This is a genomic window from Thermohalobaculum xanthum (assembly GCF_016623495.1).
Taxonomy (GTDB): Bacteria; Pseudomonadota; Alphaproteobacteria; order Rhodobacterales; family Rhodobacteraceae; genus Thermohalobaculum; species Thermohalobaculum xanthum.
This window is the reverse complement of the sequence record NZ_JAEHHL010000015.1, coordinates 58404-76266: the sequence shown is the minus strand read 5'-3', so window position 1 is coordinate 76266 and position 17863 is coordinate 58404. Positions and strand designations below refer to the sequence as shown.

Here is a 17863-nt window from a genome sequence, read left to right as displayed (position 1 = left end):
GCACCGTCGGCGCAGGCGTCGTCTCCAAAATCATCGAGTGAATGAAGGCATGAGGTCCCGGCCGGGGGGCTAACCCCCGGCCGCCCCATTCTCCCCTGCGAGGCGAAGATGCAAGGTCAGAACATCAGAATCCGGCTCAAGGCCTTCGATCACCGCGTGCTCGATGCCAGCACGGCCGAGATCGTGAACACGGCCAAGCGGACCGGCGCGCAGGTGCGCGGCCCGATCCCGCTGCCGAACAAGATCGAGAAATTCACTGTGCTCCGCGGCCCCCATATCGACAAGAAGAGCCGCGAGCAGTTCGAGATCCGTACCCACAAGCGTCTCCTGGACATTGTGGACCCGACGCCGCAGACGGTCGACGCGCTGATGAAGCTCGATCTGGCCGCCGGTGTCGATGTCGAGATCAAGATCTGAGGAGGCGACGGAAATGCGCTCCGGAGTGATCGCAAAGAAGCTGGGCATGACCCGGCTATTCATGGACGACGGACGGCAGGTGCCCGTGACCGTCCTCCAGATGGAAAACGTTCAGGTCGTCGCGCAGCGCACGGCCGACCGTGACGGCTACACCGCCGTCCAGCTCGGCGCGGGCGAGGCCAAGGCGAAGAACACCTCGAAGCCGATGCGTGGCCATTTCGCCAAGGCGAGCGTGGCGCCCAAGCGCCGGGTCGTCGAGTTCCGCGTGGCGCCCGAGAACCTGATCGAGGTGGGAGCGGAGATCACCGCCGATCATTTCGTGAGCGGGCAGCTCGTGGATGTCGCCGGCACCTCGATCGGCAAGGGCTTCGCCGGTGCGATGAAGCGGCACAACTTCGGTGGTCTTCGCGCCTCGCACGGCGTGTCGATCAGCCACCGCAGCCACGGCTCGACCGGCCAGTGCCAGGACCCGGGCAAGGTGTTCAAGGGCAAGAAGATGGCCGGCCACATGGGCGATGCGCGGGTGACCGTGCAGAACCTCGAGGTCGTGCGCACCGATGCCGAGCGTGGCCTGATCATGATCAAGGGCGCGGTTCCCGGATCGCGCGGCGGCTGGGTCACGGTGCGTGACGCGGTTAAGCGCCGTGCACCCGAGGGTCTGCCGCTTCCCGCCGCGATCCGCGCGGCTGAGGCTGCGGCTGCTGCCGAGGCCCCGGTCGAAGGGGGTGAGGAATGAAACTCGCAGTGATCAATCTCGATGCCGCCGCGGCGGGCGAGGTCGAGGTCTCGGACGAGATCTTCGGCGTCGAGCCTCGCGCGGACATCCTGCAGCGCGTGGTGCGCTGGCAGCTGGCGAAGCGCCAGGCCGGCACCCACAAGACCAAATCGCGTGGCGAGCTGAGCTACTCGACCAAGAAGATCTACCGCCAGAAGGGCACCGGCGGTGCCCGTCATGGCGACAAGGCGGTCGCGCAGTTCCGGCACGGCGGCACGGCGAAGGGCCCGCAGGTCCGCAGCCATGCCCACGAGCTGCCGAAGAAGGTCCGTGCGCTGGGCCTGAAGATGGCGCTCTCGGCCAAGGCGAAGGACGGTCAGCTGATCGTCGTCGACGAGGCCAAGCTCGCCGAGCCGAAGACCAAGGCGCTGGCCCTCAAGCTTGCCAAGCTTGGCTGGAGCAAGGCGCTCGTGATCGACGGGGCCGAGCTGGACGCGAACTTCGCGCGTGCGGCGCAGAACCTCGAGGCGGTCCACGTGCTCCCCGGCCAGGGCGCGAATGTCTATGACATCCTGCGCAAGCAGACGCTGGTGGTGACCAAGGCGGGCCTCGCTGCACTCGAAGCGCGTCTCGCGCCGAAGGAGGCATGACGATGACCGAGAAGACAGCTCTCTACGACGTCATCCGTCGCCCGATCATCACCGAGAAGTCGACCCTCGTGTCCGACGCGAACGCGGTGGTCTTCGAGGTGGCGATCGACTCGACCAAGCCGCTCATCAAGGAGGCGGTCGAGGCGCTGTTCAATGTGAAGGTGAAGGCCGTGAACACGACCGTCACCAAGGGCAAGGTCAAGCGTTTCCGCGGCAAGCCGGGGCGGCGCAAGGACGTCAAGAAAGCGTATGTGACCCTCGAGGAGGGGAACATGATCGACGTGACCACCGGTCTCTGACGATCGCGCACGACGGGTAACGAGCAAACGGAAGACAGCAAGATGGCGTTGAAAACCTATAAGCCGACGACGCCGGGCCAGCGCGGGCTGGTTCTGATCGACCGTTCCGGGCTCTGGAAGGGCCGTCCCGAGAAGACCCTCATCGAGGGTCTGACCGGGAAGGGTGGCCGGAACAACACCGGACGGATCACCGCGCGGCGGCGCGGCGGCGGCGCGAAGCGGCTTTACCGCATCGTGGACTTCAAGCGGACCAAGATCGATGTGCCGGCGACGGTGGAGCGGATCGAATACGACCCGAACCGCACCGCGTTCATCGCGCTCGTTCGCTACGAGGACGGCGAGCTGGCCTACATCCTGGCGCCGCAGCGCCTCGGGGTCGGCGACAAGGTCGTCGCGGGCAACAAGGTCGACGTGAAGCCGGGCAACGCGATGCCGTTCACCGGCATGCCGATCGGCACGATCGTGCACAATGTCGAGATGAAGCCCGGCAAGGGCGGCCAGATCGCGCGCGCGGCGGGCACCTACGCCCAGTTCGTGGGCCGCGATGGCGGCTATGCTCAGCTTCGCCTCAGCTCGGGCGAGCTGCGCATCGTGCGGCAGGAGTGCATGGCGACGGTTGGCGCGGTTTCGAACCCCGACAACTCGAACCAGAACCTGGGCAAGGCGGGGCGCACCCGGCACCTTGGCAAGCGCCCGGCAGTACGCGGCGTTGCGATGAACCCGATCGACCACCCGCATGGTGGTGGTGAGGGCCGCACCTCGGGCGGCCGTCATCCGGTCACGCCCTGGGGCAAGCCGACGAAGGGCCGCAAGACGCGGTCCAACAAGGCGACCGCGAAGTACATTCTGCGCTCGCGTCACGCGCGCAAGTCGAAGTAAGGAGACGAGGGCATGCCACGTTCCGTCTGGAAGGGTCCGTTCGTCGACTCCTTCGTTCTGAAGAAGGCCGCGAAGGCGCGTGAGTCGGGCCGCAACGAGGTCATCAAGATCTGGTCGCGCCGCTCGACGATCCTGCCGCAGTTCGTCGGTCTGACCTTCGGTGTCTACAACGGCCAGAAGCACATCCCGGTGAATGTCACCGAGGAGATGATCGGCCACAAGTTCGGCGAGTTCTCGCCGACCCGCACCTATTACGGCCACGCGGCCGACAAGAAAGCGAAGCGGAGGTAAGGCCATGGGTCAGGAAAAGAACCCCCGCCGCGTCGCCGAGAACGAGGCCATGGCGGTCAACCGCATGCTGCGCGTCAGCCCTCAGAAGCTGAACCTCGTGGCGCAGATGATCCGCGGCAAGTCGGCCGATCAGGCCCTGGCGATGCTGACCTTCTCGAAGAAGCGCATCGCGCAGGACGTGAAGAAGACGCTGCAGTCGGCGATCGCGAATGCCGAGAACAACCACGGGCTCGACGTTGACGAGCTGGTGGTGACCGAGGCCTTCGTTGGCAAGAACCTGGTGCTGAAGCGCGGGCGTCCGCGTGCGCGTGGCCGGTTTGGGCGGATCATGAAGCCGTTCAGCCAGCTCACGATCAAGGTTCGGCAGGTAGAGGAGCAGGCCTGATGGGACATAAAGTCAATCCGATCGGCCTTCGTGTCGGGATCAACCGGACCTGGGACAGCCGCTGGTACGCCGACCGCAAGGAGTACGGCCAGCTTCTGCACGAGGACCTCGCGATCCGCGAGTTCATCCGCAAGGAGTGCTCGCAGGCCGGCATCAGCCGCGTGGTGATCGAGCGCCCGCACAAGAAGTGCCGGGTCACGGTTCACACCGCTCGCCCGGGCGTCATCATCGGCAAGAAGGGCGCGGATATCGAGAAGCTGCGCTCGCGTCTTGCCGCACTGACCGCGAGCGAGCTGCATCTCAATATCGTCGAGATCCGTCGGCCGGAGCTCGACGCCCAGCTGGTGGCCGAGAACATCGCCCAGCAGCTCGAGCGTCGCGTGTCCTTCCGTCGTGCGATGAAGCGCGCGGTGCAGAACTCGATGCGCATGGGCGCCCAGGGGATCCGCATCAACTGCGCCGGCCGTCTTGGCGGCGCCGAGATCGCGCGGACCGAGTGGTATCGTGAGGGGCGCGTGCCGCTTCACACGCTGCGCGCCGACATCGACTACGCGCTGGCCGAGGCGAAAACCGCCTACGGCATCATCGGGATCAAGGTCTGGATCTTCAAGGGCGAGGTCATGGAGCACGATCCTGCGGCGCGTGACCGCCGTCAGCAGGAGCTGCAGGAAGGCGGCGCCGGGCGTCCCGGGCGCGATCGCGACCGCTGACGCAGGGCAGGGAGACGAGCAATGCTTTCGCCGAAACGAACGAAGTTCCGCAAGCAGCACAAGGGCCGTATTCACGGCGAGGCCAAGGGTGGCTTCGACCTGAACTTTGGCACCTTCGGGCTCAAGGCGGTTGAACCCGAGCGCATCACCGCGCGGCAGATCGAGGCGGCCCGCCGCGCGATGACCCGCCAGATGAAGCGCCAGGGCCGTATCTGGATCCGCATCTTCCCCGATGTGCCGGTCACGCAGAAGCCGACCGAAGTGCGTATGGGTAAGGGCAAGGGCTCGGTCGAGTACTGGGCGGCCAAGGTTAAGCCCGGCCGCATCATGTTCGAGATTGACGGCGTGCCCGAAGCTGTGGCAAGGGAGGCGCTCCGCCTCGCAGCCATGAAGCTGCCGATCAAGAGCCGGGTCGTCGTCCGCGAGGACTGGTGAGGAATTTTCGGTCCGCCCCCGCCTGACGGGCGAGGGGAGGGCCGGTTTTTGATGAATGATGCGGTGGCAGCGGCCCTGCGGTCGCGCCCCCGCATATCTGTCAAAGGAGACGTGCCATGAAGGCCACTGAGCTGCGCGAGAAGACGCCGGATCAGCTGCGCCAGGATCTCGAGACCCTGAAGAAGGAGGCGTTCAACCTCCGTTTTCAGGCCGCGACCGGCCAGCTTGAGAGCACCGCGCGCAAGCGCGCCGTCCGCCGCGACATCGCGCGGGTGAACACAATCCTGAACGAGAAGGCCCGCGCCGCGGCCGGGGCGGAGTAAGAGACATGCCGAAGCGAATCCTGCAGGGCACCGTCGTCAGCGACAAGAACGAGCAGACCGTCACGGTCCTGGTCGAGCGTCGCTTCACGCACCCGGTTCTGAAGAAGACCGTCCGCAGCTCGAAGAAGTACCGCGCCCACGATGCGGCCAACGAGTTCAAGGTCGGCGAGACCGTGCGCATTCAGGAGTGCGCGCCGGTGTCGAGAAGCAAGCGCTGGGAGGTCGTCGGCCGGGTCTGACCCCAAGCTGACATCCCAGCTGATCGAAACCGCGGGGCCATGAAGGGGTCCCCGCAGGTCGGGAGAGCAAAGCATGATCCAGATGCAAACCAATCTGGACGTCGCCGACAACTCCGGCGCGCGTCGGGTGCAGTGCATCAAGGTGCTCGGCGGTGCGAAGCGCAAGTACGCGGGCGTCGGCGACATCATCGTCGTCTCGGTGAAAGAGGCGATCCCCCGCGGCCGCGTGAAGAAGGGCGATGTGCGTAAGGCCGTCGTCGTGCGCACCGCGAAGGAAGTCCGGCGCGAGGATGGCACGACCATCCGTTTCGACCGCAACGCCGCGGTCATCCTCAACAACAACCTCGAGCCGGTCGGCACCCGTATCTTCGGGCCGGTCGTGCGCGAGCTGCGCGCCAAGAACTTCATGAAGATCATCTCGCTGGCGCCGGAGGTGCTGTGATGGCTGCGAAGCTCAAGAAGGGCGACCGCGTCGTGGTCCTGACGGGCCGTGACAAGGGCAAGGAGGGCGAGATCCTCCGCGTCATCCCGAAGGACGGCCGCGCCGTTGTGTCGGGCGTGAACATGGTGACCCGTCACCAGCGGCAGACCCAGAACAACCAGGGCGGCCGTATTCAGAAGGAAGCGGCGATCGACCTGTCGAACATCGCCATCGTGGACCCCAAGGAGGGCGGCCCGACCCGGGTTGGCTTCCGCGTCCTCGAGGACGGCACCAAGGTCCGCTTTGCCAAGAAGTCGGGGGAGGTCATCGATGGCTGACGGCTCCGCATATGTGCCCCGTCTCCGCGCTCTCTACGAGAGCCAGATCCGTCAGGCTCTGAAGGAGCAGTTCGGCTACAAGAACGACATGATGATCCCGCGGCTCGACAAGATCGTCCTCAACATGGGCGTCGGCGAGGCGGTGAGCGACTCGAAGAAGATCAAGTCGGCGCATGACGACCTGATGAAGATCGCCGCTCAGAAGCCGGTCATCACCAAGGCGAAGAAGTCGATCGCCGGTTTCAAGCTGCGCGAGGGCATGCCCCTCGGCGTCAAGGTGACGCTGCGCCGCGAGCGGATGTACGACTTCCTCGATCGCCTGATCACGGTTGCCATGCCGCGCATCCGCGACTTCCGCGGCGTGCCGGGCAAGAGCTTCGACGGCCGTGGCAACTTTGCCATGGGCATCAAGGAGCACATCGTGTTCCCCGAAATCGACTACGACAAGGTCGATGCCGTTCGGGGCATGGATATCGTGATCAGCACCACGGCGGGTACGGACGCCGAGGCGAAGGCGCTGCTCGCTGCCTTCAACATGCCGTTCCGGACCTGAGCGCGGGAGGAAGAGAGACATGGCAAAGAAGAGCATGGTCGAGCGCGACAAGAAGCGCACCCGCCTTGCCGCGCAGTATGCCGAGAAGCGCGCCGCGCTGAAGGCGATTGCGACTGACGACTCGAAGTCGATGGAAGAGCGCTTCAAGGCGCGCCTCAAGCTCGCGAAGCTGCCGCGGAACTCGTCGGCCAGCCGGATCCGCAACCGCTGCGAGGTGACGGGCCGTCCGCGTGCGTACTACCGCAAGCTCAAGATGAGCCGCATCGCCCTCCGTGACCTCGCCTCGCGTGGCGAGATCCCGGGCATGGTCAAGTCGAGCTGGTGAGGAGGGGACAAGAATGTCGATGAACGATCCTCTCGGCGATATGCTCGCCCGTATCCGCAACGCGAGCCTGCGCAACCGCTCGACGGTTCGCACGCCCGCCTCGAAGCTGCGCGGTTGGGTGCTCGACGTCCTCAAGGACGAGGGCTACATCCGCGGCTACGAGAAGGCGGACGGTCAGGGTGGCCATCCCGAGTTCGTAATCAGCCTGAAGTATTTCGACGGCCAGCCCGCGATCCGCGAGCTGCGGCGCATCTCGACCCCCGGTCGGCGCTCCTACTCGGCCTCGAAAGGGCTGCCGCATGTCCGTAACGGGCTCGGCGTTGCCATCGTATCGACCAGCCGCGGTGTCATGACCGACACGCGTGCCCGGGCCGAGAACGTCGGCGGCGAAGTGCTCTGCACCGTTTTCTGAGGAGGCGATCATGTCGCGTATCGGAAAGAGACCGGTCGAAGCACCGAAGGGCGCCGAATTCAAGGTTTCGGGCCAGATGGTGGAGTGCAAGGGGCCCAAGGGCGTCCGCAGCTTCACCGCGACCGACGACGTGGACATCGTTGCCGAGGGCAACGTCGTCACCGTCAAGCCGCGTGGCACGTCCAAGCGCGCGCGTCAGCAGTGGGGCATGACCCGCACGCAGATCGCGAACCTCGCGCAGGGCGTGACCGAGGGCTTCACGCGGGAGCTCGAGATCCAGGGTGTCGGTTACCGCGCCCAGGTGCAGGGCAAGACGCTCAAGCTCGCGCTCGGCTACAGCCACGATGTCGATTTCGCCATCCCCGATGGCATCGACATCCAGTGCCCGAAGCCGACGGAGATCATCGTGAGCGGCATCGATCAGCAGTTGGTCGGTGAAACCGCGGCGAAGATCCGCGACTGGCGCCGTCCCGAGCCCTACAAGGGCAAGGGCATCCGCTACAAGGGCGAGTTCATCTTCCGCAAGGAAGGCAAGAAGAAGTAAGGACGCAAGGATATGGCCAACAGCAAGCGTGAGCTTTTCCTGCGGCGCCGCCTGCGCGTCCGCAACAAGCTTCGGAAGGTATCGGACGACCGGCTGCGCATGAGCGTGCACCGTTCGTCGAAGAATATCTCGGTGCAGATCATCGACGACGTGGCGGGCCGCACCGTGGCCGCGGCTTCGTCGCTCGAGCCGTCGCTCGGCATCGCCGGCAAGAACAACGTCGAGGCGGCCAAGAAGGTCGGCGCGGCGCTGGCCGAGCGTGCCAAGGCGGCGGGCGTCGAGAACGTCTATTTCGATCGGGGCGGGTTCCTGTTCCACGGTAAGATCAAGGCCCTGGCCGATGCCGCCCGCGAGGGCGGGCTGAAGTTCTGAGGAGGCGAGAGAGATGGCAGAACGTGAAGGACGCCGCGAGCGTCGCGACCGCCGCGACGAGGATCGCGAGCCGGAATTTGCCGATCGCCTCGTCGCGATCAACCGTGTCTCGAAGACGGTGAAGGGCGGCAAGCGCTTCGGCTTCGCGGCGCTCGTCGTCGTCGGCGACCAGAAGGGCCGCGTGGGCTTCGGCTCGGGCAAGGCCAAGGAGGTCCCCGAGGCGATCCGCAAGGCGACCGAGGAAGCCAAGCGCTCGATGATCCGCGTGCCGCTCCGCGAGGGCCGGACGCTGCATCACGACGTGCAGGGCCGCTGGGGTGCCGGCAAGGTTGTCATGCGCTCGGCGCCTGCGGGTACCGGCATCATCGCGGGCGGCCCGTGCCGTGCCGTGTTCGAGATGCTGGGCGTGCAGGATGTCGTCGCCAAGTCGACCGGCAGCCAGAACCCCTACAACATGGTCCGCGCGACCTTCGACGGCCTGCGGAACGAGTTCTCGCCCCGCCAGGTCGCGGCGCGCCGCGGCAAGAAGGTTTCGGACATCCTGCCGGCCCGCGAGGGTCAGCCGGCCGAGACCGCGGACGCCTGAGGAGGTCTGAACCAATGGCAAAGACCATCGTCGTCAAGCAGATCGGCAGCCCGATCCGCCGCCCGGCCAAGCAGCGCGATACGCTGAAGGGCCTCGGGCTCAACAAGATGCATCGCACTCGCGAGCTCGAGGACACGCCCTCGGTGCGCGGCATGGTCGAGTCGATCCCGCATCTTGTGACCATCGTCGAAGAAAAAGGCTGAGGCCTTTACCAGGTGAGGGCGCCCCGCGGCGCCCTCGTCTCTTGTCGCCCCGACCGGGGCACGCACCTGCGGCGATCGGAGCACTTACGCTTCCGGCATGCGGGTCTTAATTGAAGCCGTGGCGGCGGGGACCGACGCATTGCCCCGTGCAGTCCGGTGAGAGAGGAGATGCGTCATGAAACTTCACGAACTGCGCGACAATCCGGGCGCCGCGAAAACCAAAAAGCGCGTTGCGCGCGGCCCCGGCTCGGGCAAGGGCAAGACCGCCGGCCGCGGCATTAAGGGCCAGAAGTCGCGCTCGGGCGTGGCGATCAAGGGGTTCGAGGGTGGCCAGATGCCGCTCCACCGCCGCCTGCCGAAGCGTGGCTTCACCAACAAGATGTTCACCAAGAACTTCGCCGTGGTGAATCTGGGCGCCATCCAGCGCTTCATCGATGACGATAAGATCGACGCGAAATCGGTGATCGACGAGGCCGTGCTGGTGAATTCGGGCCTGGTGCGCCGCAAGCGCGACGGCGTGCGGGTGCTTGCCAAGGGCGAGCTGACCTCGAAGGGTCTCAAGATTGACGTGACGGGCGCTTCCAAGGCCGCGATCGCCGCGGTCGAGGCGTCGGGCGGCACGCTCAGCGTCAAGGCTGCGGCCGAGGCCAGCGCCGAGTGATGGCGCGCGCGCGCCCCGGCCGAGGCGCGCCACCAAACGGATGAACGGCCGCTGCGGGGTGATCCCCGTGGCGGCCTTTGACCTGACAAGAGAGGCATCATGGCTTCCACCGCCGAGCAGTTGGCCGCGAACATGAGCTGGAAATCCTTCGGCCAGGCCAAGGATCTTCAAAGCCGCATCCTCTTTGCCATCAGTCTTCTGATCGTCTATCGCCTCGGCACCTTCATCCCCATGCCGGGGATCGACACGGTCCAGCTCCAGCAGTTCATGGAACAGACGCGCGGTGGCATCATCGGCGTCTTCAACATGTTTGCGGGCGGCGCCGTTGGCCGTATGGCGATCTTCGCGCTCGGGATCATGCCCTACATCTCGGCCTCGATCATCATGCAGCTGATGACGTCGATGGTTCCGTCGCTCGAGCAGCTCAAGAAAGAGGGCGAGACCGGGCGCAAGAAGATCAACCAGTACACGCGCTACGGCACCGTGCTGCTTGCGACCGTGCAGGCCTACGGCATCGCGGTCGGCCTTGAGGGGCAGGGCCTTGCGCTCGAGCCCGGCGCGTTCTTCCGTGCCTCGGCGGTGATCACGCTGGTCGGCGGCACGATGTTCCTGATGTGGCTGGGCGAGCAGATCACCTCGCGCGGCATCGGCAACGGCATTTCGCTGATCATCTTCACCGGCATCGTCGCCAACCTGCCCAGCGCCCTCGCGCAGTTCTTCGAGCTTGGCCGGACCGGCCAGCTCTCGACGATCGCGATCCTGGGCATCCTGATCCTCGCGGTCCTCGTGATCTACGCGGTGGTCTTCTTCGAGCGCGCCCAGCGCCGGATCCTGATCCAGTATCCAAAGCGCCAGGTCGGCAACAAGATGTATGGCGGCGAGAGCTCGCACCTGCCGCTCAAGCTCAACACGGCCGGCGTCATCCCGCCGATCTTCGCGTCGTCGCTGCTGCTTCTTCCGACCACGATCGCGAGCTTCGGCGCCCAGAGCGGCGACGTGGGCTGGCTCGGGGCGGTGGCGGCGTTGCTGGGCCACGGGCAGCCGCTGTTCCTCGCGCTGTACGCGGCGCTGATCGTCTTCTTCGTGTTCTTCTACACGGCAGTCGTGTTCAACCCCGACGATGTTGCGGACAATCTCAAGAAGCACGGCGGCTTCGTGCTCGGGATCCGGCCGGGCAAGAAGACCGCGGAGTATCTCGACTACGTACTGACGCGGCTCAGCGCCGTGGGGGCGATCTACCTGGTCGTGGTCTGCCTTCTTCCCGAGGTGATGATCGCCGAGCTGGCCGTGCCGTTCTACTTCGGCGGCACGTCGCTCCTGATCGTGGTTTCGGTCACGATGGACACCATGACGCAGGTGCAAAGCCACCTTCTCGCGCATCAGTATCAAGGCCTGATCGAGAAGTCGAAAATCCGGGGGCGGCGCCGGTAACGGGTGCCCCCCTCCTGCCAACTGAAGAACCGGAAGGGGGACTCCGACGTGAACATCATCCTCTTGGGCCCGCCGGGGGCGGGCAAGGGCACCCAGGCGCGGATCCTGATGGAGCGCGAGGGCATGGTGCAGCTCTCGACCGGCGACATGCTCCGCGCCGCGGTTGCCGCCGGCACTGAGGTCGGCAGGAAGGCCAAGGCGGTGATGGAGGCCGGACAGCTTGTCTCAGACGATATCGTCATCGGCGTCGTTTCGGACCGACTGGATGCCCCGGACGTGAAGCAGGGCGTCATCTTCGACGGTTTTCCCCGCACCGTCGCGCAGGCCGAGGCCCTCGACGCGCTGCTCGCCGAGAAAGGCATGGAGCTTGGTGCGGTGGTGAGCATGGAGGTCGATGACGAAGCGCTGGTCGATCGCGTATCGGGGCGGTTCACCTGCGCGAAATGCGGCGAGGGCTACCACGACACGCACAAGCGGCCGGCCAGGGAAGGCGTCTGTGACAAGTGCGGCTCGACCGAGTTCAAGCGCCGCGCCGACGACAATGCGGAGACTGTGCGTGAGCGGCTCAACGCCTACCACGCCGAGACCGCGCCGCTGATCGACTACTATCGGGCGCATGGCAAGTTGCGCACCGTGGACGGGATGGCCGACATCAACGATGTCACAGCGCAGATCGGCACGGCGATCGGCTGAGGGATGGGGCTGACGATACCCCGAAATCGGGGTTGACGCGGGGAGGCGCGTGCTTATAGTTCGCGCTTCCATTCACGGAATGAGAGTCGCCGCCGTCGACTTCACCTCTCGACGGCATGGGATGTGGCGAGCAACTCTCGGGATGAGACGGGGCCGGTCGCGAGGACTGGTCCTTTGGATTTTGGGCCCCCCGGACGCGGGTGGCGAACGACGGAGCTGGAGAAGTGGCGCGCATCGCTGGCGTTAACATTCCGACGAACAAGCGGGTGCACATCGCACTCACCTATATTCATGGCATCGGCCAGAGCACTGCGAAGCAGATCTGCGAAGCCGTCGGCATCGCCGATGCGCGCCGCGTGAACGAGCTTTCGGATGCCGAGGTTGTCGCGATCCGCGAGCATATCGACCAGAGCTTGCAGGTCGAGGGCGATCTGCGGCGCGAGGTTGCGGTCAATATCAAGCGTCTGATGGACCTCGGCTGCTATCGCGGCCTGCGCCATCGTCGCGGCCTGCCCGTTCGCGGCCAGCGCACCCACACCAATGCGCGCACGCGCAAGGGTCCCGCGAAGCCGATTGCCGGCAAGAAGAAGTAAGGAGCAGGGCAGATGGCTCGTGATCGTCGCGTTGCGCCGAAGCGCAAAGAGCGCAAGAACATCTCGGCTGGCGTCGCGCATGTGAACGCCTCATTCAACAACACCCTCATCACCATTGCCGACGCGCAGGGCAACACGATTTCGTGGTCCTCGGCCGGCTCGATGGGCTTCAAGGGATCGCGCAAGTCGACCCCCTATGCCGCGCAGGTCGCCGCCGAGGACGCGGGCCGCAAGGCGCAGGAGCACGGCGTGCGCACGCTCGAGGTCGAGGTTCAGGGTCCCGGATCGGGTCGCGAGTCGGCACTTCGTGCGCTGCAGTCGATCGGTTTCCAGGTCACCGCGATCCGCGACGTCACCCCGATTGCGCATAACGGCTGCCGGCCGCCGAAGCGCCGCCGCGTCTGACGGTACAATTTGTCGAGCAGGCGGGCCTGTTTCCCAATGTGGGGCAGGTCCGCAGGCTTTTCCTCGAGTGCGTGCGGGCTCCGGGTCGGCCCGTATGCGAGAATGGAGGAGGCACCATGACGATCCATAAGAACTGGCTAGAGCTGATCAAGCCGCACGGCCTCGTGATCAGCCCCGGTGCCGATGGCGACCGCGTCGCCACCGCCGTGGCCGAGCCGCTCGAGCGCGGCTTCGGTCTCACACTGGGCAATGCACTTCGGCGGGTTCTGCTGTCGTCGCTCCAGGGCGCGGCGGTTACCTCGGTGCAGATCGATGGCGTGCTGCACGAGTTTTCGTCGATCCCCGGCGTCCGCGAGGACGTCACCGACGTCGTGCTCAACGTCAAGGGCATCGCCGTGCGCATGGATGTCGAGGGGACCAAGAGGCTGCAGCTGTCGGCCACCGGTCCCGGCGTCGTGACCGCGGGTGACATCACCGAGGTCGCCGGCGTCGACATCATCAACAAGGACCACGTGATCTGCCATCTCGACGACGGCGCGTCGCTCCACATGGAGCTGACGGTCGGCACGGGCAAGGGCTATGTCTCGGCCGACAAGAACCGCCCCGAGGATGCGCCGATCGGCCTGATCCCGGTCGATGCGATCTACTCGCCGGTCAAGCGCGTGAGCTACAAGGTCGAGCCGACCCGCGAGGGCCAGGTTTTGGACTATGACAAGCTGTCGATCGTCGTCGAGACCGACGGCTCGCTTGGCCCCGAGGACGCGATCGCCTATGCCGCGCGCATCCTGCAGGACCAGCTCCAGATCTTCATCAACTTCGAGGAACCGAAGGAAGCCGGCCGCGACGAGGGCGAAGAGTCGCTCGAGTTCAACCCGCTTCTCCTCAAGAAGGTCGACGAGCTCGAACTGTCGGTCCGCTCGGCCAACTGCCTCAAGAACGACAACATCGTCTATATCGGCGATCTCATCCAGAAGACCGAGGCCGAGATGCTTCGCACGCCGAACTTCGGCCGGAAGTCGCTGAACGAGATCAAGGAAGTCCTCTCGACGATGGGGCTTCACCTCGGTATGGACGTACCCGACTGGCCGCCCGAAAACATCGAGGACATGGCCAAGAAGTTCGAGGATCAGTTCTGATCCTCCGACCGCGGGGGCGCATGCGTCCCCGCAGACCGAGCCCCGGGCATGGTGCCCCAAGGAGGCCGCTTCCACGCAAGGGCGGCCAGACAAAGCATAAGGACCAAGGAGAGACGACATGCGTCACGGTAGTGGACACCGCAAGCTGAACCGCACGGCCGAGCATCGCCGCGCGATGTTCGCAAACATGGCCTGCTCGCTGATCGAGCATGAGCAGATCAAGACGACCCTTCCCAAGGCGAAGGAGCTTCGGCCCTATGTCGAGAAGCTCATCACGCTCGCCAAGCGCGGCGACCTGCACGCCCGGCGCCTCGTGGCGTCGAAGCTGCAGCAGGACGCGGCGGTGAAGAAGCTCTTCGACACGCTCGGCGAGCGCTACAAGGACCGCCAGGGCGGCTATGCCCGCGTCCTCAAGGCCGGCTTCCGCTATGGCGACATGGCCCCGATGGCGATTATCGAGCTGGTCGACCGCGACGTCGACGCCAAGGGCGCGGCCGACCACGCGCGTGTCGCCGCCGAGGAGGCCGCCGCTGCCGAAGAGTGAGCGCAACAGCGTTCCGGTAGCTTGCGAGGCGGTCCCCCTGGGGCCGCCTTTTTGCTTGAGCAGCCCATGAACGCCGCGATTTCGCCATGCCCGGCGTCGGCGACACCCGCCTCGGGCTCTTGGCCTGCCACGGTGCTGCTCATAGATTGCAGGGCGCGGGATTGGACGAAAGATGGGACCCATGCGTGTTCGGGATGCTCTTGTTGCGGTGACGGTTCTGGCGGCCCTGTTCGGCTTGACGATGCCGGCGGGCGCGCAGCAGGTCCCGCAGACGCGGGCCGAGATCACGCTTTCCTTCGCGCCCGTGGTGAAAAAGGCCGCGCCGGCGGTGGTGAACATCTACACGCGCAAGGTCGTGACAGGGCGCGCCAGCCCGTTTGCCGGGGATCCGTTCTTCGAGCGGTTCTTCGGCGAATTCTTCGGCAGGCAGACGCCACAGCGCCGACGCGTCGAGAACTCGCTCGGTTCTGGCGTGATCGTCGATCCTGATGGCCTGGTGGTTTCGAACAACCACGTCGTCGGCGACGCCGACGAGATCACGGTCATCCTCCACGACCGCCGCGAGTTCGAGGCCCGCGTCATCTTCACCGACGAGGCCGCCGATCTGGCCGTGCTTGAGCTTGAAGGCGCGAGCGGATTGCCGACACTGGAGCTTCGTGACTCGGACACGCTCGAAGTAGGGGATCTTGTCCTCGCGATCGGGAACCCCTTCGGCGTCGGCCAGACCGTGACGAGTGGAATCATCTCGGGTCTGGCGCGTTCCGCTGGCAGCGCGGCGAGCCGGCAGGGCTATTTCATCCAGACGGACGCTGCGATCAATCCGGGCAACTCGGGCGGCGCGCTCGTCGACATGAAGGGGCGGCTGGTTGGCGTGAATACCGCAATCCTCAGCCGGACGGGCGGATCCATCGGAATCGGCTTTGCCGTCCCGGCCAACCTCGTCGGTCGGGTCATCGAGGCGGCGCTCAGCGGTGCCGAGGGGCTGGCCCGTCCCTGGCTGGGGATTGTGGGGCGGGAAGTGACCGGCGACCTCGCGGAGGCGCTGGGCCTAGCCGTTCCGTCGGGCGTCCTGATCGAGCAGATCCACCCTGAAGGCCCACTGTCCGAGGCCGGCCTCATTCCCGGCGACGTGATCCTTGGTATCGACGGCGTTCGGGTCAACACGCCGGGCGAACTCGATTTCCGCGCGGCAACGCGGGGGATCGGCCAGGAGGTCGACATCGAGTATCTCTCCCGCGGCCAGGAAAAGCTCGTCCGCCTGCAACTGGAGCCCGCACCCGAGAGCCCGCCGCGCGCGCGGATGGTCCTGGAAAGGTCTGGCCGTTTCACGGGGCTCGACATCGTCACCATCAACCCGGCGGTGATCGCCGAGGCGCGGCTTCCGATCTCCGCAAGCGGGGTGATGGTCATGGGCGCCAATGGCCCGGCCGCGAGGGTCGGATTGCGTCGGGGCGACGTCATCCGCTCGATCAACGGGCGAGAGATCTCGGGAAGCGCAGATCTTGCCGCCGAGCTCGCCAACGCGCGTGGCGAGATCGTCATCGAGGTGATCCGTGGCGGTCGCCGCGGCAACCTGACGGTTCGGGGCTGACCGCCATGCCCGACCTTTTCGGCGCCCAGGACGAGCCGCAAGCGCCGACGCGCGACGGACCGCGTCCGCTGGCGGACCGGATGCGTCCAAACCAGCTTGCCGATGTCGTCGGGCAGGATCATTTGCTGGGGCCCGAGGGTCCGATCGGGGCGATGCTTGCCGCCGGAGATCTCGGCTCCCTGATCCTCTGGGGGCCGCCGGGCGTTGGCAAGACGACGATCGCCCGGCTTCTGGCGGACGAGACGAAGCTCGCCTTCGTCCAGATCAGCGCGATCTTCGCCGGTGTCGCGGACCTGCGGAAGGTCTTCGATGCAGCGCGCGCACGGTATTCGACGGGGCAGGGGACGGTCCTCTTCGTCGACGAGATCCACCGCTTCAACAAGGCGCAACAGGATGCCTTCCTGCCCCTGATGGAGGCCGGCATCATCACGCTGGTGGGCGCGACGACCGAGAACCCGTCGTTCGAGCTCAATGCGGCGCTCCTGTCGCGTGCGCAGGTGCTGCGCCTTCAGGCGCTCGATGATGCGGCCCTCGGCGAACTTCTGGCGCGCGCCGAGGCTTCGGAAGGCACGCTGCCACTGACCGACGAGGCCCGCGCCGCACTGATCGGCATGGCCGAGGGCGATGGCCGGGCGCTCCTGAACCTCGCCGAACAGGCCTACCGCCTGGGCGCCGGCCCGCATGACGCCGCCACGATCGCAAAGCGCCTCAACCGGCGTGCGGCGCTCTATGACAAGACCGGCGATGGCCATTACGGCCTCATCTCGGCGCTTCACAAGTCCGTCCGGGGATCAGACCCGGATGCGTCGCTGTACTGGCTTGCGCGCATGCTCGAGGCGGGCGAGGACCCACGCTATCTTGCGCGCCGGATCACCCGCATGGCGGTCGAGGATATCGGCCTGGCCGACCCGGCCGCGGCGCAGCACTGTGTCATGGCGTGGGAGATCTACGAGCGCCTCGGCTCGCCCGAGGGGGAGCTCGCGCTCGCGCAGGCCGTGATCTACCTGGCGCTCGCGCCCAAGTCGAATGCGGCCTATTCGGCGTACAAGGCGGCGCGGCGCGCGGCGGCGGCGAGCGGATCGGCGCCACCGCCGGACCATATCCTCAACGCGCCGACCCGGATGATGAAGGAGATGGGCTTCGGCCGCGATTACGCCTATGACCATGACGCGCCCGACGCGTTCTCGGGTCAGAACTATTTTCCGGCCGGAATGGAGCGGTCCGAGTTCTACCACCCGGTCGAGCGCGGCTTCGAGCGCGAGATGCGTAAGCGTATCGAGTGGTTTGCACGTCTGCGGCGCGAAAGGGGGGGCGATTGATCGAGAAGCTGGTTCTTGTCGCGCTTGGCGGCGCTGTCGGCGCGAGCGCACGGTTTCTGGTGGTGAACGCGGCGCTCCGGGTTCTGGGCCCGGCGTTTCCGTGGGGCACCCTGATCGTGAACGTCCTGGGGTCGGTTGCAATGGGGATGGTGGTGACGCTCCTCGTCGAGCGGGTGCCCGCGGCGGGCGACCGCTTGGCGCCGCTGGTGATGACGGGTGTTCTCGGCGGCTTCACGACTTTTTCCGCCTTTTCCCTCGACGCCATTCAACTGATCGAGCGGGAGCGCTGGCTTGCCGTGACCGGCTATGTGACGTCCTCGGTCCTGCTGTCGATCATCGGCCTCGCGCTCGGCATGATGCTGACGCGGGCGGCAATTTCCTGAGCGAGGCAGC

Annotated in this window: 30 protein-coding genes; all 30 read left to right on the top strand. The window is 66.0% G+C overall.

Features of this window, described 5'->3' with window-relative positions:
• The first annotated feature begins 108 nt into the window (after positions 1 to 108).
• The 30 genes from rpsJ (at position 109) to crcB (ending at position 17853) form a co-directional block, all read left to right on the top strand.
• Positions 109 to 417, top strand: coding sequence for a 30S ribosomal protein S10 (rpsJ, locus tag H0I76_RS18540; protein WP_200613472.1), 309 nt, complete (start codon positions 109 to 111; stop codon positions 415 to 417).
• A 13-nt stretch (positions 418 to 430) separates the two neighbouring features.
• On the top strand, positions 431 to 1153 hold the full coding sequence (gene rplC / locus H0I76_RS18535; protein WP_200613469.1) for a 50S ribosomal protein L3: 723 nt from the start codon (positions 431 to 433) through the stop codon (positions 1151 to 1153).
• Positions 1150 to 1782 carry a 50S ribosomal protein L4 gene (gene rplD / locus H0I76_RS18530; RefSeq protein ID WP_200613466.1) on the top strand — a complete coding sequence of 211 codons (633 nt, stop codon included), beginning with the start codon at positions 1150 to 1152 and terminating at the stop codon, positions 1780 to 1782. Before rplC ends, rplD begins: the two co-directional genes overlap by 4 nt.
• 2 nt (positions 1783 to 1784) lie before the next feature.
• Complete coding sequence (locus tag H0I76_RS18525; RefSeq protein ID WP_200613464.1) at positions 1785 to 2081, top strand: 50S ribosomal protein L23; 297 nt, start codon at positions 1785 to 1787, stop codon at positions 2079 to 2081.
• Positions 2082 to 2123: 42 nt separating this feature from the next.
• Complete coding sequence (rplB, locus tag H0I76_RS18520) at positions 2124 to 2960, top strand: 50S ribosomal protein L2 (protein ID WP_200613461.1); 837 nt, start codon at positions 2124 to 2126, stop codon at positions 2958 to 2960.
• A 12-nt stretch (positions 2961 to 2972) separates the two neighbouring features.
• On the top strand, positions 2973 to 3251 hold the full coding sequence (gene rpsS / locus H0I76_RS18515) for a 30S ribosomal protein S19 (RefSeq protein WP_200613458.1): 279 nt from the start codon (positions 2973 to 2975) through the stop codon (positions 3249 to 3251).
• A 4-nt stretch (positions 3252 to 3255) separates the two neighbouring features.
• Positions 3256 to 3636 (top strand): 50S ribosomal protein L22, encoded by a 381-nt coding sequence (gene rplV / locus H0I76_RS18510; RefSeq protein WP_200613455.1) that lies wholly within the window; start codon positions 3256 to 3258, stop codon positions 3634 to 3636.
• Entirely contained in the window at positions 3636 to 4346 is a 711-nt protein-coding gene (gene rpsC, locus H0I76_RS18505) for a 30S ribosomal protein S3 (protein ID WP_200613452.1), read from the top strand. Before rplV ends, rpsC begins: the two co-directional genes overlap by 1 nt.
• A gap of 21 nt (positions 4347 to 4367) precedes the next feature.
• Positions 4368 to 4781 (top strand): 50S ribosomal protein L16, encoded by a 414-nt coding sequence (gene rplP, locus H0I76_RS18500; protein ID WP_200613449.1) that lies wholly within the window; start codon positions 4368 to 4370, stop codon positions 4779 to 4781.
• A gap of 116 nt (positions 4782 to 4897) precedes the next feature.
• Positions 4898 to 5104 carry a 50S ribosomal protein L29 gene (rpmC, locus tag H0I76_RS18495; RefSeq protein ID WP_200613446.1) on the top strand — a complete coding sequence of 69 codons (207 nt, stop codon included), beginning with the start codon at positions 4898 to 4900 and terminating at the stop codon, positions 5102 to 5104.
• A gap of 5 nt (positions 5105 to 5109) precedes the next feature.
• Entirely contained in the window at positions 5110 to 5343 is a 234-nt protein-coding gene (gene rpsQ / locus H0I76_RS18490) for a 30S ribosomal protein S17 (protein ID WP_200613443.1), read from the top strand.
• A gap of 73 nt (positions 5344 to 5416) precedes the next feature.
• Positions 5417 to 5785, top strand: a complete 369-nt coding sequence (rplN, locus tag H0I76_RS18485; RefSeq protein WP_200613440.1) for a 50S ribosomal protein L14 — start codon at positions 5417 to 5419, stop codon at positions 5783 to 5785.
• Positions 5785 to 6102: a 50S ribosomal protein L24 gene (rplX, locus tag H0I76_RS18480; protein ID WP_200613437.1), complete on the top strand. Its 318-nt coding sequence runs from the start codon at positions 5785 to 5787 to the stop codon at positions 6100 to 6102. Before rplN ends, rplX begins: the two co-directional genes overlap by 1 nt.
• Positions 6095 to 6655: a 50S ribosomal protein L5 gene (gene rplE / locus H0I76_RS18475; protein ID WP_200613434.1), complete on the top strand. Its 561-nt coding sequence runs from the start codon at positions 6095 to 6097 to the stop codon at positions 6653 to 6655. Before rplX ends, rplE begins: the two co-directional genes overlap by 8 nt.
• Positions 6656 to 6674: 19 nt before the next feature.
• Entirely contained in the window at positions 6675 to 6980 is a 306-nt protein-coding gene (rpsN, locus tag H0I76_RS18470; protein WP_200613431.1) for a 30S ribosomal protein S14, read from the top strand.
• Between the two features lie 13 nt (positions 6981 to 6993).
• Positions 6994 to 7392, top strand: a complete 399-nt coding sequence (gene rpsH / locus H0I76_RS18465) for a 30S ribosomal protein S8 (protein WP_200613415.1) — start codon at positions 6994 to 6996, stop codon at positions 7390 to 7392.
• Positions 7393 to 7402: 10 nt separating this feature from the next.
• Positions 7403 to 7936 carry a 50S ribosomal protein L6 gene (gene rplF, locus H0I76_RS18460; RefSeq protein WP_200613413.1) on the top strand — a complete coding sequence of 178 codons (534 nt, stop codon included), beginning with the start codon at positions 7403 to 7405 and terminating at the stop codon, positions 7934 to 7936.
• A gap of 12 nt (positions 7937 to 7948) precedes the next feature.
• Positions 7949 to 8308 carry a 50S ribosomal protein L18 gene (rplR, locus tag H0I76_RS18455; RefSeq protein WP_200613410.1) on the top strand — a complete coding sequence of 120 codons (360 nt, stop codon included), beginning with the start codon at positions 7949 to 7951 and terminating at the stop codon, positions 8306 to 8308.
• Positions 8309 to 8321: 13 nt separating this feature from the next.
• Positions 8322 to 8894: a 30S ribosomal protein S5 gene (rpsE, locus tag H0I76_RS18450; protein ID WP_200613407.1), complete on the top strand. Its 573-nt coding sequence runs from the start codon at positions 8322 to 8324 to the stop codon at positions 8892 to 8894.
• Positions 8895 to 8908: 14 nt separating this feature from the next.
• Positions 8909 to 9097, top strand: a complete 189-nt coding sequence (gene rpmD / locus H0I76_RS18445) for a 50S ribosomal protein L30 (RefSeq protein WP_200613405.1) — start codon at positions 8909 to 8911, stop codon at positions 9095 to 9097.
• Between the two features lie 175 nt (positions 9098 to 9272).
• Positions 9273 to 9758 carry a 50S ribosomal protein L15 gene (gene rplO / locus H0I76_RS18440; protein WP_200613402.1) on the top strand — a complete coding sequence of 162 codons (486 nt, stop codon included), beginning with the start codon at positions 9273 to 9275 and terminating at the stop codon, positions 9756 to 9758.
• A gap of 99 nt (positions 9759 to 9857) precedes the next feature.
• Positions 9858 to 11189, top strand: a complete 1332-nt coding sequence (gene secY, locus H0I76_RS18435) for a preprotein translocase subunit SecY (RefSeq protein WP_200613399.1) — start codon at positions 9858 to 9860, stop codon at positions 11187 to 11189.
• A 108-nt stretch (positions 11190 to 11297) separates the two neighbouring features.
• The gene (locus H0I76_RS18430; RefSeq protein WP_234455434.1) at positions 11298 to 11882 is read left to right on the top strand and encodes an adenylate kinase; all 585 of its coding nucleotides are present in this window, start codon (positions 11298 to 11300) and stop codon (positions 11880 to 11882) included.
• 224 nt (positions 11883 to 12106) lie between these two features.
• On the top strand, positions 12107 to 12475 hold the full coding sequence (gene rpsM, locus H0I76_RS18425) for a 30S ribosomal protein S13 (RefSeq protein WP_200613396.1): 369 nt from the start codon (positions 12107 to 12109) through the stop codon (positions 12473 to 12475).
• Between the two features lie 12 nt (positions 12476 to 12487).
• On the top strand, positions 12488 to 12880 hold the full coding sequence (gene rpsK / locus H0I76_RS18420) for a 30S ribosomal protein S11 (RefSeq protein WP_200613393.1): 393 nt from the start codon (positions 12488 to 12490) through the stop codon (positions 12878 to 12880).
• Positions 12881 to 12996: 116 nt separating this feature from the next.
• Complete coding sequence (locus H0I76_RS18415) at positions 12997 to 14016, top strand: DNA-directed RNA polymerase subunit alpha (protein WP_200613391.1); 1020 nt, start codon at positions 12997 to 12999, stop codon at positions 14014 to 14016.
• A gap of 118 nt (positions 14017 to 14134) precedes the next feature.
• Positions 14135 to 14560, top strand: coding sequence for a 50S ribosomal protein L17 (gene rplQ / locus H0I76_RS18410; protein ID WP_200613390.1), 426 nt, complete (start codon positions 14135 to 14137; stop codon positions 14558 to 14560).
• A gap of 181 nt (positions 14561 to 14741) precedes the next feature.
• A complete protein-coding gene (locus tag H0I76_RS18405) occupies positions 14742 to 16151 on the top strand; it encodes a Do family serine endopeptidase (protein ID WP_200613389.1) in 1410 nt (469 codons plus the stop codon).
• A gap of 5 nt (positions 16152 to 16156) precedes the next feature.
• Positions 16157 to 17470, top strand: coding sequence for a replication-associated recombination protein A (locus H0I76_RS18400; RefSeq protein WP_200613388.1), 1314 nt, complete (start codon positions 16157 to 16159; stop codon positions 17468 to 17470).
• Positions 17467 to 17853 (top strand): fluoride efflux transporter CrcB, encoded by a 387-nt coding sequence (gene crcB, locus H0I76_RS18395; protein ID WP_200613387.1) that lies wholly within the window; start codon positions 17467 to 17469, stop codon positions 17851 to 17853. Before H0I76_RS18400 ends, crcB begins: the two co-directional genes overlap by 4 nt.
• The last annotated feature ends 10 nt before the right edge of the window (positions 17854 to 17863 follow it).

Bases quoted from the DNA above. Each gene is read 5' to 3' on its own strand.
- rpsJ (WP_200613472.1), top strand. From the start codon at position 109: ATGCAAGGTCAGAACATCAGAATCCGGCTCAAGGCCTTCGATCACCGC.
- rplC (WP_200613469.1), top strand. From the start codon at position 431: ATGCGCTCCGGAGTGATCGCAAAGAAGCTGGGCATGACCCGGCTATTC.
- rplD (WP_200613466.1), top strand. From the start codon at position 1,150: ATGAAACTCGCAGTGATCAATCTCGATGCCGCCGCGGCGGGCGAGGTC.
- H0I76_RS18525 (WP_200613464.1), top strand. From the start codon at position 1,785: ATGACCGAGAAGACAGCTCTCTACGACGTCATCCGTCGCCCGATCATC.
- rplB (WP_200613461.1), top strand. From the start codon at position 2,124: ATGGCGTTGAAAACCTATAAGCCGACGACGCCGGGCCAGCGCGGGCTG.
- rpsS (WP_200613458.1), top strand. From the start codon at position 2,973: ATGCCACGTTCCGTCTGGAAGGGTCCGTTCGTCGACTCCTTCGTTCTG.
- rplV (WP_200613455.1), top strand. From the start codon at position 3,256: ATGGGTCAGGAAAAGAACCCCCGCCGCGTCGCCGAGAACGAGGCCATG.
- rpsC (WP_200613452.1), top strand. From the start codon at position 3,636: ATGGGACATAAAGTCAATCCGATCGGCCTTCGTGTCGGGATCAACCGG.
- rplP (WP_200613449.1), top strand. From the start codon at position 4,368: ATGCTTTCGCCGAAACGAACGAAGTTCCGCAAGCAGCACAAGGGCCGT.
- rpmC (WP_200613446.1), top strand. From the start codon at position 4,898: ATGAAGGCCACTGAGCTGCGCGAGAAGACGCCGGATCAGCTGCGCCAG.
- rpsQ (WP_200613443.1), top strand. From the start codon at position 5,110: ATGCCGAAGCGAATCCTGCAGGGCACCGTCGTCAGCGACAAGAACGAG.
- rplN (WP_200613440.1), top strand. From the start codon at position 5,417: ATGATCCAGATGCAAACCAATCTGGACGTCGCCGACAACTCCGGCGCG.
- rplX (WP_200613437.1), top strand. From the start codon at position 5,785: ATGGCTGCGAAGCTCAAGAAGGGCGACCGCGTCGTGGTCCTGACGGGC.
- rplE (WP_200613434.1), top strand. From the start codon at position 6,095: ATGGCTGACGGCTCCGCATATGTGCCCCGTCTCCGCGCTCTCTACGAG.
- rpsN (WP_200613431.1), top strand. From the start codon at position 6,675: ATGGCAAAGAAGAGCATGGTCGAGCGCGACAAGAAGCGCACCCGCCTT.
- rpsH (WP_200613415.1), top strand. From the start codon at position 6,994: ATGTCGATGAACGATCCTCTCGGCGATATGCTCGCCCGTATCCGCAAC.
- rplF (WP_200613413.1), top strand. From the start codon at position 7,403: ATGTCGCGTATCGGAAAGAGACCGGTCGAAGCACCGAAGGGCGCCGAA.
- rplR (WP_200613410.1), top strand. From the start codon at position 7,949: ATGGCCAACAGCAAGCGTGAGCTTTTCCTGCGGCGCCGCCTGCGCGTC.
- rpsE (WP_200613407.1), top strand. From the start codon at position 8,322: ATGGCAGAACGTGAAGGACGCCGCGAGCGTCGCGACCGCCGCGACGAG.
- rpmD (WP_200613405.1), top strand. From the start codon at position 8,909: ATGGCAAAGACCATCGTCGTCAAGCAGATCGGCAGCCCGATCCGCCGC.
- rplO (WP_200613402.1), top strand. From the start codon at position 9,273: ATGAAACTTCACGAACTGCGCGACAATCCGGGCGCCGCGAAAACCAAA.
- secY (WP_200613399.1), top strand. From the start codon at position 9,858: ATGGCTTCCACCGCCGAGCAGTTGGCCGCGAACATGAGCTGGAAATCC.
- H0I76_RS18430 (WP_234455434.1), top strand. From the start codon at position 11,298: ATGGAGCGCGAGGGCATGGTGCAGCTCTCGACCGGCGACATGCTCCGC.
- rpsK (WP_200613393.1), top strand. From the start codon at position 12,488: ATGGCTCGTGATCGTCGCGTTGCGCCGAAGCGCAAAGAGCGCAAGAAC.
- H0I76_RS18415 (WP_200613391.1), top strand. From the start codon at position 12,997: ATGACGATCCATAAGAACTGGCTAGAGCTGATCAAGCCGCACGGCCTC.
- rplQ (WP_200613390.1), top strand. From the start codon at position 14,135: ATGCGTCACGGTAGTGGACACCGCAAGCTGAACCGCACGGCCGAGCAT.
- H0I76_RS18405 (WP_200613389.1), top strand. From the start codon at position 14,742: ATGCGTGTTCGGGATGCTCTTGTTGCGGTGACGGTTCTGGCGGCCCTG.
- H0I76_RS18400 (WP_200613388.1), top strand. From the start codon at position 16,157: ATGCCCGACCTTTTCGGCGCCCAGGACGAGCCGCAAGCGCCGACGCGC.